At 61.7% G+C, this 11,827-nt stretch carries 11 protein-coding genes; 2 read left to right on the plus strand and 9 right to left on the minus strand.

Translation table 11 applies throughout. The features are described 5' to 3' along the window. Positions 1 to 23 precede the first annotated feature (23 nt). A complete protein-coding gene (locus ASD87_RS09965) occupies positions 24 to 1,190 on the plus strand; it encodes a pyridoxal phosphate-dependent aminotransferase (RefSeq protein ID WP_056320594.1) in 1,167 nt (388 codons plus the stop codon). A 151-nt stretch (positions 1,191 to 1,341) separates the two neighbouring features. Here ASD87_RS09965 and ASD87_RS09970 read toward each other — a convergent pair whose 3' ends face one another. The 5 genes from ASD87_RS09970 to ASD87_RS09990 form a co-directional block, all read right to left on the minus strand. Beyond that, complete coding sequence (locus ASD87_RS09970; protein WP_056320596.1) at positions 1,342 to 2,868, minus strand: tripartite tricarboxylate transporter permease; 1,527 nt, start codon at positions 2,866 to 2,868, stop codon at positions 1,342 to 1,344. Further along, positions 2,865 to 3,302, minus strand: coding sequence for a tripartite tricarboxylate transporter TctB family protein (locus ASD87_RS09975; RefSeq protein WP_056320598.1), 438 nt, complete (start codon positions 3,300 to 3,302; stop codon positions 2,865 to 2,867). Before ASD87_RS09975 ends, ASD87_RS09970 begins: the two co-directional genes overlap by 4 nt. Positions 3,303 to 3,417: 115 nt before the next feature. Then, complete coding sequence (locus ASD87_RS09980; RefSeq protein ID WP_056320605.1) at positions 3,418 to 4,416, minus strand: tripartite tricarboxylate transporter substrate binding protein; 999 nt, start codon at positions 4,414 to 4,416, stop codon at positions 3,418 to 3,420. A gap of 118 nt (positions 4,417 to 4,534) precedes the next feature. Further along, the gene (locus ASD87_RS09985) at positions 4,535 to 6,019 is read right to left on the minus strand and encodes a sensor histidine kinase (RefSeq protein ID WP_369818520.1); all 1,485 of its coding nucleotides are present in this window, start codon (positions 6,017 to 6,019) and stop codon (positions 4,535 to 4,537) included. Next, complete coding sequence (locus ASD87_RS09990) at positions 6,009 to 6,686, minus strand: response regulator (protein ID WP_056320607.1); 678 nt, start codon at positions 6,684 to 6,686, stop codon at positions 6,009 to 6,011. The genes ASD87_RS09985 and ASD87_RS09990 overlap by 11 nt, the downstream gene beginning before the upstream one ends. 489 nt (positions 6,687 to 7,175) lie before the next feature. Between ASD87_RS09990 and ASD87_RS09995 the strand changes: the two genes are divergently transcribed. Next, positions 7,176 to 8,555: a ClcB-like voltage-gated chloride channel protein gene (locus tag ASD87_RS09995; protein WP_056320610.1), complete on the plus strand. Its 1,380-nt coding sequence runs from the start codon at positions 7,176 to 7,178 to the stop codon at positions 8,553 to 8,555. Between the two features lie 57 nt (positions 8,556 to 8,612). Here the strand turns inward: ASD87_RS09995 and ASD87_RS10000 are convergent, their stop codons facing one another. From ASD87_RS10000 to ASD87_RS27095, 4 genes are all read right to left on the minus strand, one after another. Continuing rightward, positions 8,613 to 9,086: a GNAT family N-acetyltransferase gene (locus ASD87_RS10000; RefSeq protein WP_056320612.1), complete on the minus strand. Its 474-nt coding sequence runs from the start codon at positions 9,084 to 9,086 to the stop codon at positions 8,613 to 8,615. A gap of 16 nt (positions 9,087 to 9,102) precedes the next feature. Next, positions 9,103 to 9,882 (minus strand): DUF6708 domain-containing protein, encoded by a 780-nt coding sequence (locus ASD87_RS10005; protein WP_200952173.1) that lies wholly within the window; start codon positions 9,880 to 9,882, stop codon positions 9,103 to 9,105. A gap of 220 nt (positions 9,883 to 10,102) precedes the next feature. Continuing rightward, complete coding sequence (locus tag ASD87_RS10010) at positions 10,103 to 10,627, minus strand: DUF6708 domain-containing protein (protein WP_082586250.1); 525 nt, start codon at positions 10,625 to 10,627, stop codon at positions 10,103 to 10,105. 275 nt (positions 10,628 to 10,902) lie between these two features. Next, positions 10,903 to 11,827: hypothetical protein (locus ASD87_RS27095; RefSeq protein WP_200952175.1), on the minus strand; the 925-nt coding region annotated here is incomplete at its 5' end.

Here is an 11,827-nt window from a genome sequence, read left to right on the forward strand (position 1 = left end):
CCCGTGTTTACTTCGCGTCCAACATGATCCGCTCCAAACTCCCCGACGTCGGCACCACCATCTTCACCGTGATGAGCCGCCTGGCCATCGAGCACAAGGCCATCAACCTGGGCCAGGGCTTTCCTGACTTCGATCCGGACCCTGCGCTCTGCGGGCTTGTCACCAAGGCCATGGCCGACGGGCACAACCAGTACCCGTACATGCCCGGCGTCGCGCCGCTGCGCGAGGCCATCGCGGCCAAGACGCGGGAACTGTATGGACACGCCTACGATCCCGAAACCGAGATCACCGTGACCAGCGGTGCCACCGAAGCGCTGATGGCTACCGTGCTGGCGGCTGTGGGCAGCGGCGACGAAGTCGTGGTGATCGAACCTTGTTATGACTCGTATCTGCCGGCGATTCGCCTGGCGGGCGGCACCGCGGTTCCCGTGCCGTTGCGCGCGCCCACCGAAGCCGATCCGTACTACCGCATCGACTGGCAGCGCGTGCGCGACGCCATCACGTCCAAGACCCGTCTGTTGATGCTGAACTTTCCGCATAATCCCACCGGTGCGGTGCTGGACGACAGCGACCTGGATGCGCTGGAAGCCATCGTCCGCGACACGGGTGTACTGCTGGTGTCGGACGAGGTCTACGAACACATTGTGTTCGACGGCAAGCCGCATGCCAGCGTGGCGCGGCGCCCGCTGCTTGCCGAACATGCGTTCGTGATCTCTTCGTTTGGCAAGACGTATCACACCACCGGATGGAAGATCGGTTATTGCTGCGCGCCGCGGCACCTGAGCGCCGAACTGCGCAAGGTGCATCAGTTCATGGTGTTCACCGTGCCCTCGCCCATGCAGTTTGCGCTGGCCGAGTTCATGCGCGATCCCAAGCCCTACCTCGATCTGCCGGCGTTCTACCAGGCCAAGCGCGACCGTCTTTCGCAAGGCCTGGCCAAGACGCGCTTCCGGCCGCTGCCCAGCCCCGGCACGTTCTTCCTGCTGGCTGACTACAGCCAGATCTCGAAGCAGAACGAAGCGGACTTCGCGCGCGACCTGACCGTCAATCATGGCGTGACCGTGATTCCCGTGTCGGCGTTCTACCGCCAACCCGACGCGCCCGAATCCAATCATCGGATCGTGCGCTTCTGCTTTGCAAAGAAGGACACGACGCTGGATGCGGCGCTGGAGCGCCTTAAGCAGGTTTGACTTAATAACTGAGCAAAAGCTCATATATGAATGGGTGTGTCCGCGTTATGCGGCACACCTGAAAAAAAGGGGCGCCGAAAGGCGCCCCTCAACATTTGCCGGCCTGAATCCGCGCCAGCCCGCGCACCGTCAAGTGCGCGCCACCGTGCCATCAGGCCGGTCCAGCGGCAACCTTTCTCGCGGCCCGCATACGGCGCAGGACCTGCGGCACGATCACGACCGCCGCCGCGCCCGTCCACAGCGCAATCGAGACCGGGCTGGCGAACAGCACACCCACGTCGCCATCCGTCATCGACAGGGCGCGGCGCAAGTTCTGCTCCATCATGTTGCCCAGCACGACGCCCAGCACCAGCGGCGCCATCGGCACGCCGAACTTACGCAGGAAGTAGCCAAGCGTGCCAATGCCCGCCACCAGCAGCAGATCGAACGTGCCGGCGTTGATTGCATACACGCCGATGTAGCTGATGCACAGAATGCCCGGCACCATCAGCCAACCCGGCACCGACAGCACTTTGGAGAACAAGCGGACCAGCGGCACATTCATCACGAAAAGCAATACGTTCGCCACGAACAGCGAGGCGATCAGGCCCCACACCAATTCAGGCTTGGTGTCGAACAGCACCGGACCCGGCGTGATGTTGTAGAGCGTCAGCGCCCCCATCATCACGGCGGTAGTGCCGGAACCGGGCACGCCCAGCGTCAGCATCGGCACGAACGAGCCGATGGCCGAGGACGTCGCGGCCGCTTCCGGCGCGACCAGGCCGCGCATGTCGCCCTTGCCGAATTTGGCATCGGGATCCTTGGCCTCGATGATGCGCTTTTCCTGAGAATAGGCGACCGCCGCGGCCACGCTGGCGCCAGCGCCAGGCAGCACGCCCACGCCGAAGCCGACCAGCGCGCTGCGCACGACGCTCCACCACGTGAATGCCATCTCTTTCAGGTTGAACAGCTTGCGCCCGCTGGGCTTGACCTCGACGCTGTGGCCGGCCACTACCTTTTCAAGCATTTCCAGCATCTCGCTGACCGCGAACAGCGCAATCACCACCACGACGAAATCGATGCCGTCGGCCAAGTGGACGGACTCGAAGGTATAGCGATACACGCCCGAGTTCGCGTCCACGCCCACCACCGAAATGGACAGGCCGATCATCGCGGCCAGCACGCCCTTGACCGGTTGCTTGCCAAGCAGGCTGGTCAGGCAGCAGAACGCGAAAATCATCAGCACGAAGTATTCGGCGGGGCCAAACGCGAGCGCCCATTTCGCCAGCATCGGCGCAAGCAGGATGATGCCCACTACCGACACGATCGCCCCAAAGAAAGCCGACCACGCGGAAAGCGTCAACGCCACGTTGGCCAAACCCTGCCGCGCCAGCGGGTAGCCGTCCAGCGTCGTCATGATGGCGCTGGCTTCGCCCGGCACGTTCAGCAGGATCGCCGTGATACGGCCGCCATACTCGGCGCCCACATACACCGCGGCAAGCAGGATCAGCGCCGTTTCGGGCGGTAGATTCATCGCGAAGGCGATGGGGATCAGCATGGCCACGCCGTTGACCGGCCCCAGCCCTGGCAGCACGCCCACCATGGTTCCGATGAAGGAGCCGATGGCCGCGACCAGCAGGTTCGTCAGGGAGAAGGCGACGCCAAAGCCTATCGACAGATGATCGAGAATGCCGCTCATATCAGGTTCTCCAGCAGTCCGCCGGGCAGGACGACGTCCAGCACCTTGTCGAACAGCACGAAAAAGAAAAGACTCATCACCACACCGCCGATCGCGCACTTGATCCAGCTGCCGCCAAAGAGGCGTCCCACGAAGATCGTCATGAGCGAGGTGGCGATCACGAAGCCCAGCCACTGGAAGAGAAAGGCATAGGCGGTCGCGAACACGACCATCAGCGCGATGCGTCCGTTGGCGCCGGCGGAATTGTGCTCGACCGCATGGCCGCCCTTGTAGACGAGGCGCAACCCGCACAGGCCGATGATCAGCGCCACAAGCAGGGGAAAGGCGCGCGGGCCGACGGGTTCGTAGGCGAAGGGCGCCTCGATGCTCCAGCCGGCAGCCGTCATGAAGACGGCCAGCGCCAGGGCGGCAATGCCCAGGATTCGATCATTCATGGTCCAGGTTTCCGTTCAAGTCGGATTGCGCGGCGCAGCGGGCCCTGCCGCCGCCCCAGGCGGGCGGCAGGTGTGTCCCTTGCGGGCGCGGTCGGGAATCAGCCTGGCGGCTGGCTTACTTTTTGATCAGGCCAAAGGTGTCGGCGAGCTCGCCGTACTGCTTGACCTGGTTCTTCACGTAGGCGTCCAGTTCGGGGCCGGTCTTGTTGAAGGGGAACAGACCCTGCTGCTGGCGCAGCTTCTCGAACTCGGGCGCGGCCGTGGTCTTGTTGAATGCGTCGACCCAGAACTGGTAGTCGCTGTCGGACACCTTGGGACCGACATAGAAGCCGCGGATGATGGGCCAGACGATGTCGTAGCCCTGTTCCTTGGCGGTGGGCACCGAACCCAGCTTGCCCGGCAGGCGCTGGTCGTTGAAGACGGCCAGCACGCGGATGGGGGCGCCGCCCTCAAGCATGGTGAAGGCTTCGGCGGCGTCGCCCATGTAGGCCTGGATATGACCGCCACGCAGCGCCGTCACGGCTTCGCCGCCGCCTTCGAACGCGACAAAACGCATCTTCTTGAAGTCCACGCCCGCCGCCTTGGCAGTCAGCGCCGCCTTCATCCAGTCCTGGCTGCCCACGGTGCCGCCCGCGCCCAGCACGATCTTGGTCGGATCCTGCTTGAAGGCCTCCATCAGGCCCTTCAGGTCGGTGTACGGCGAGTCGTTGCGGACCACGGCCACGCCGTAGTCGGTGCCGATCGCGGCCAGCCAGCGCACGTCGTTGACGTTGTACTTGCCGAACTTGCCCTGCGCCAGGTTGAGCAGCGAGCCGCCGGAGAACGCGACGATGGTGCCCGGCTCGTTCGGATGCTGGGCGACGATGTTGTTGTACGCCACGGCGCCGATGCCGCCGGGCATGTAGACGATGCGCATCGCGCTCTTGAGCGCGCCGCTCTGCTTCAGGCCTTCGGTGGCCAGGCGGCACGTCAGGTCGAAGCCGCCGCCGGGCTGTGCCGGGGCGATGCATTCCGGACGGCGGGGCTCGTCGGCGGCATGCGCCGCGCCAAGGGACAGGGTAATGGCGCCGAGCGCCGCCAGGGCTGCGATGCGCAGCTTCAGACTCGTCTGCATTCTTGCGTCTCCAGGATTTATAGGTCTAGGTATCGCTGGCAGCGGCGCGGCGGCGGTTGATCGCATCCCACGGCTCCAGTGGACGCCACCGTACAAAATCGAACCTTTCCATAACCTTTCAATTCCGGCCGATTTCGTGACGCGGCGCAGCATCCGGGCCCGTTTCCAGGGAAAACACCAACGCCGCCCGCAATCCCGGCTGCCCATTCCGGTTCTCCAGCACGAGACGCGCCCCCAGGATTTCGGCAATCGTGCCCACGATCGCCAGGCCCAGGCCCGCGCCGGAGGTGTTCTTGCCCGCCGCGCCCCGCCGGAACCGCACGCAGGCCCGGGCAATGTCCTCGTCCGACATGCCGGGACCGTCGTCTTCCACGGCAAGGCGGGCCTGGCTGGCGTCCGCGTCGATCCGGACAGTGACCACGCCGCCCGCGGCCGCATACCGGATGGCGTTGTCCACCAGGTTGCTGACCGCCTCGCGCAACAGCCACTCGGCCCCGCTGACCACGACGGGCCTGCGGTCGGCTTCCAGCCCGATGTCCAGTTGCCGGGCGCGGGCATTGGGTAATTGGGTGCGGATCACCGCGTCCGCCAGCTCAACCAGGTCCACCTGTTCAGGCGCCGAACCTCCTTCGGCCAGCGAGGCGTCTTTAGCGCGCGCCAGGGCGAGCATCTGGTTGGTGGTGCGTACGGCCCTGTCCAACCCCTCTTGCATCGCCAGAAGGGCTGTACGGACCTCCTGGGGGTCTGTTTCGCGCAGGGCATAGGCCATCTGGGTCCGCAAAACCGACAAAGGCGTGCGCAACTGGTGCGATGCGTCGTCCAGGAACTGCGCCTGCACCCTCCCCAAGGCCGCAAAACGGGCCATGTGGAGATTTATGGCCGCCACCAGGGGTAGGACCTCACCCGGCATCTCGGACGCGCTGACGGGGCTTAAATCGTCTGCAGACCGGCCTTTGACTTCCTGACGCAGACGCTCCAGGGGACGCAAGGCCATGAAAACCCCCAAAACGATCACCAGGACGCTGATGAGGATCACGGCAAGGTCCCGCTCCACTGAGCGCACCAAAACCTTGTGAAGGAACGCCTGGCGGCTTTCCAGGCCCTCTGCGACCTGCACGATGACCCGCCCGCCCTTGTTGGCGTACAGCGGCGGATCCATGGCCCGCGCCAGCGCCGCCACCCGGACGGGCTGCCCCTGGTAGGTTGCATAAAAAAACCGCGGTTCGCCCGAGATGAGGGGCTGGTCCGGCAGGGGCAGCCCGGGATGGCCGATTTCGGCCAGCCCGTCCTCGGTCGCCACCCGGTAGAACACGCTGCCATTGGCCGTCAGCTCGAAAAATTCAAGCATCAGGTAGGGCTGCTCCATGGCTAATCCACCGCTGGCTGTGGATATGTTGTGGTCGATCGCGCGCAGCGCGCCGGCGAGAGACCGGTCATAGGCAATGTCGACCTGGTTGCGCAACTGGTGGTTGGACAGCCAGAGCGCGCCCATCATCACGAACACCAGGGTCGGGATCAGCCACCAGAGCAGTTGCGTCTTGAGCGTCCGGGCGCGTTTTTTTGCTGAAAAATCAACGCCGTTTTGCGGACTTCTAGTTGTCAACAAGGTTCTCCAGGCAATACCCCATGCCGCGCATGGTCACGATTTGCACACCGGTATCCGCCAATTTCTTGCGCAACCGGTGAACCAGAACCTCGATCGCTTCCAGGTTGACGTCCGCATCGTCGGTGAGGATGCGGTCAAGGATCTGCTGTTTGTTGATGGGTTCACCGCTTTTCTGGATCAACACCCGCAGTACCGCATGTTCACGTGGGGATAACTGCAAAGGCTGTCCGCTCACGGTGAATTTTTGCGCGGAAGTTTCAAAAACCAGGTTTCCCAGCGTCAGGCGGGGATGTTCGCGGCCGCGGCTGCGGCGAATCAAGGCAATCAGGCGCGCCTCCAACTCTTCCACAACAAAGGGTTTCGGCAGGAAATCGTCCGCTCCCTCGTGAAGTGTTCCGATCCGCTCGGCCAAGGAATCGCGCGCGGTCAAGACCAGCACCGGCGTACGGTCGTCCCGCGCGCGAATCTTCGCCAGCAAAGCATGGCCATCCATGCCGGGAAGTCCCAGATCCAGGATGACCGCATCGAAATCTTCCATGGCCAGCCTTCTTTCGGCGACCAGTCCGTCATCAGCCCACTCCACGACAAAGCCGGCATGTCTGGCCAGGCTTCTGGACAGCCAGCGGGCAAGTTCAGCTTCATCTTCGATCAAGAGGATACGCATGGACGCAGTCCGGGGGGCGGTGGATGGGCGGAATGGGAAAGCATGTTTGGCTTTTCCTTTTTTTTTCTTTATATAAAGACTAATGATTAATAAGGGCTGTGGATAACTACCTTAACCTTGAAAACATCTTTGCTTTCATTGCCTTGCGTCCGTTTTTGCCTGTGCAAGAACTCTGTGTGGGAAAAAAGCTGAAGTTGGACAAGATTTTGGACCGCGTCCGAAACCCCTGCTTGTTCAACTTGCCTCCACAACATGTGCACAACAACGCTACTTAGGAGTTATCCACAGGCCTCTTCTGGCAACCGAGCCTTGAAAAGGGCCCTTTTACCCCGGAAAACCGCCCTTCGCCTACCCTGATTTTTGCCCTTGCAGCGCCTCAAAACGGGCCGCTAAGCGACGTTCGGAATCGGGGATTCGAGGGGAGACGCGTACGGACCGCTGACGGTGAACTGAACAAAAAGTGAGCAGAATCCGCCGTAGAATCCGGCCATGGATAGCGACTTGAAACTGCGTCGACCGGCCTGGGCCAGACGGTTGAGACGCGGACTTTTGGCAGAAAATCTGGCCTTGACGTTGTGTGCGGCCGCGTTGGTTGGCGCGCTGGGTGCGCTGTCAACGGTGGTGTTTCGCGAACTGCTGGGCTGGATGCAATTGTTGGTGGGAGGCGGCGAGGTTCCCCATGGGATGGTGTCGCTGGCGCGCGGACTGGATCTCTGGCAGCGGTTTCTGATGCCAGCGGCCGGGGGCGCGATCGCCGGCCTGATCCTGCAGGGGGCCACCCGATGGCTGCCCCGGCGCGGGGCCGCCGACTATATGGAAGCCATTTCCATCGGACGTGGCGTCATCGGCTTTCGCCAGACGGTCGCGCGCAGCCTGTCCTCCATTTTTTCGATCGGTTCCGGCGCATCCATTGGCCGCGAGGGGCCGATGGTGCAACTGGCGGCAATGTGCGCCTCGTTGACGGGCCGCTATCTGGTGCTGCCGCCCCGCCATCTCAGGCTGCTGGTGGCCTGCGGCGCCACCGCAGGCATCACCGCGGCGTACAACGCGCCGATCGCGGGCGCGGTGTTCATTTCCGAAATCGTGTACGGCGTGATTTCAACGGCGACGCTGGTGCCGCTGGCCGTCGCTTCTGTTGTCGCCAACATCGTGACGCGGCAGGTGCTGCACTACGACGCGGTCTTTCAGATGCCGCATTTCGAGTTCGTGTCGGGCTGGGAAGTGATCAATTACCTGGGACTTGGCCTCATCGCCGGCCTGGCCGCACCCCAATTCTTGCGGTTCCTGGACTTGTCCCGCGCGGCGTTTCGCCGGTTGCCGTTTCCGATCTGGGCCAGGATGGCGGCAGGCGGGCTGGTTGTCGGCGCGCTGTCCGTGATCGATCCCGCGGTGTGGGGCAACGGCTACAGCGTGGTGAACAGCATGCTGCATACGGATTGGGCATGGCAGGCGGTGGCGGCCCTGCTGCTGCTCAAGACATTGGCCACGGCGGCCAGCGTCGGGTCCGGCGCCCTGGGCGGCGTCTTCACGCCGACCTTGTTTGTGGGGGCGGCGCTGGGCGCCCTGTATGGGACTGCGCTGCAGGGCCTGTTTCCGGCCGGTAGCCTGTCGGCCGTGTCCAGTTATGCGGTCGTGGGAATGGGGGCGCTGTTGGCCGCCACCACGCATGCGCCGCTGATGTCGATCTTGATGATCTTCGAGATGACGCTGAGCTATGAAGTCATGTTGCCGCTGATGCTGGCGTGCATGACGGGATACGTGATTGCGCAGCGCATCCGGCCGGCGTCCGTCTATGCGAAATCGCTGGCGAACAACCGGATTTCGGCTCACCTGATGGCAAAAAAGGGTAGACCGATAAATTACGAGTAAAAGCTCATATATTCGGCTTGTCTGTTCTTATGCGGCAAAGAGCGCTGCAAAAGCCCCTTATATAAGGGGTTTTTGCATGAAAACGCGGTTCAGTCCGATCTCCGTGGCGCGGTGCGTTTCCGCATAGCCGCGCCGCGTGTAGATGGCGATGTTCTCAGTCATCGCTTCCTGCGTGTAAAGCCGGATCCGTGAAAAGCCGGCGCGGCGCGTGGCGTCTTCGGCCCATTGCAGCAGTGTCCGGCCGTGCCCTTTTCCTTGCGCGGTTGGCGACACGGCGATGTTGTCCAGCAGCATGCAGCCGTCGTCGGGTTCGGGTATCAGCACGATGAGGCCTTCGATGCCAGCGTCCGATTCCAGCACATGAACCAAGCCTTGCGCGACGCGCGCCGGATAGTCGTCCAGCATGGGGCCGGGCGTGGCGCCGTTGCGTGCGATATAGGGGGAGTAAGCCTCGCGGACGATGTGCTCGATGCGGGCGACATCGGCGGGTGTCGCGGCGCGGATACGAAAGGGGGTGGGATTCGTATTCATGACGACGCGCCTCCGGTTATTTTCCCGATGCAAAAGCGATAGATGCAGTCTGACCGGTCGAATCTAGCACGGAGTCCACGTCCGGCGCCGTTCGAGATTCAAGATCCATATCCGCAGGCCACTGGACTTTGGGAGCCAGGCGCAAGGCGATGTTGTAGGGAGCGACGTCGTTGGCGTCACGCGGTTCGGCGTGATCGGGGTCGAGGCCGTTGATGCCGTTCTGCATATAGGCGCACACATACGCCCAGAAGTTGGAGGTGTTGGCAGCGTCGGTGTTTAAGTGAAAGCGCGTCACGACGTTGTTGGTGCCCGGTTCCACCACCGCGATGGAGACGCCTTCCTTGATGATGAGCCCTCCGCCTGGCGTCGCGCCACGGACTTTCCATTTCTCTGCGCGCAGATCGTCCCAGTCATAACTCGCTGTCGTCACGTACCCGCGCTCGAAGGGATTCCACCAGACTGAATGGAAGCCATAAACGTAGACCTTGCGACGTAGGCGATTGAAGCGGAGCGGGAGATCGCGGGGCGGGGAGACCTCGGCACGATAGATAACAAACGCTGTCCAGAGGCCGATGAAAATTGACCCGAAAAGCATCAGAAAAATTCCGGCCATAAGTGCACTAACACCCGTAGTGGCGAACGAATATATATCCTTTGCGGCCATTACGAAGAGATCTAAAAGAACCCATGCGACTACCGGTAAAAAGAAAAAGCAAACACCGCGCAAACTCGACGTGTTCCGAGCGAACTCGACATACGTCTCATCCATATGCGTCGGTGCCTGCCACAGCAGCATTGGGGGCTCGTCAAGCGGGTCATTGGGGCCGGGCAGATCGCGTTGCCAACCGAGGCAGGGGCGATTCAGTTGAGGTTTCGCCAACAGAGTTCCTAAGAAATGTCGATGGCGGCGAAGTGGGAGTTCGCCAATCGAATGTACCGGGACTGTGGAGCTGCAGTGGCGGGGTGGCGAGCGGGCCCTTCCGGCAAGCGAATCCAGTCCTCGGCCTCGCCCGCGTTCAGGGTGCAGTTCTTGATTCAAGATCCATATCCGCGGGCCACTGGACCTTTGGCGCCAGGCGCAAGGCGATGTTGTAGGGAGCGACGTCGTTGGCATCACGCGGTTCGGCGTGATCGGGGTCGAGGCCGTTGATGCCGTTCTGCATATAGGCGCATACATACGCCCAGAAGTTGGAGGTGTTGGCAGCGTCGGTGTTTAAGTGAAAGCGCGTCACGACGTTGTTGGTGCTCGGTTCCACCACCGCGATGGAGACGCCTTCCTTGATGATGAGCCCTCCGCCTGGCGTCGCGCCACGGACTTTCCATTTCTCCGCGCGCAGATCGTCCCAGTCATAACTCGCCGTCGTCACATACCCGCGCTCGAACGGATTCCACCAGACTGAATGGAAGCCATAGACGTAGACCTTGCGACGTAGGCGATTGAAGCGAAGCGGGAGATCTCGGGGTTGGGAGACGTCTGCGCGATAGAAAACACATGCTGCCCAAACGCATACTGCGATGGCAATTGCAAACAGCAAGAACATTCCTATTTCAAAAGCCCCCACACCGGTCGTCGTGATGGCCCTAAGATTTGTAGTGATCAGAATTGTCTGTTCGAGACATGTCCATGTAATCAGCAGCGAAAAGAAAAGGAGCGTTCCGCGAAATATAGATGTACTCCGAGCGAACTCGACATACGTTTCGTCCATATGCGTCGGAGCTCGCCATAGCAGCAGAGGGGGCTCAATGAGAGGGTCATTGGGTCCCGGCAGATCACACTGCCATCCGGCGCACGGGGGACTTAGCTGTGGTCTCGCCATCAAATTTCCTCCGTGATCTCGATAGCTGCGAAGCCGGTGCTGTCGTCCTTATCCGGCCAGAATGCCACAGCAAATGTTGCCGATTTAATCGTGTTGATCGGATCCAGCCAGTATTGGCCGCTGAGAATCGGCCGTTCAGATGTTGGTTTCGTCTCGCCGACCAGCGTGTAATCGAGATGATTGAAGGCCGAAGTTTGCACGCCGTGGGCGGTATCGTTAACTTGCCCAGATGCCATGACGTGCGAAGACAGAGTAGGACTTCGTTTGCCATCTTGTGCGAGGCCAAAGCGCTCGGTAGTGAGGGTGAAGCGGTAGCGGGATCGTACGGTATCGAAGCTAGGTAGGATCGCCCTATAAACAAGCGCTTTTGTCTGTATTACCGCGCCGCGGTTCTTGAGCACTTCAATGTCTTCGCTGTAAAGCTCATCTTTCGGTCTTGCTCTGTCTTCATCAGAGAAACGGAGGTCGACATCCATGCCGAGGACTGCGGCGTTGAGTGCAGCGATGGCGACGTCCATATTTTCCGGGTCGCGCCAGTGTTCACTACCTTCTGTGCGGCCGAAGTAGCACCGCCGAGCCCATTTTTCCAAAGCATCGGACTCTAGGATTTTTGCGATCTGCAACATCGCGTAGGCGACTAGTCCGACAACAACGCCCGCACCCAACGCTCCGAACAGCGCAAGCGACCCCGTAACTCCAAAATAAGTGAGCCCGGCTCCGATGATCGATAGAAAGCCGGAAAATGCGTAGGGTATTGCGACAACTGCTTCGCCAGCCTTTATTACGCGGATGCCGGCCCGAAAACTGGCACTAGCATCCGCAATCCCCGCCAAAGCCGAAATCGCTCCACCCACCATCACCATCTTCGAACTCAACCCGACAACGCGCGTGAGGACAGGAGTTTTCTCCACACCCCAGCGCAGC

The sequence above is a fragment of the Achromobacter sp. Root170 genome, from assembly GCF_001428165.1.
GTDB classification, from domain to species: domain Bacteria; phylum Pseudomonadota; class Gammaproteobacteria; order Burkholderiales; family Burkholderiaceae_B; genus Achromobacter; species Achromobacter mucicolens.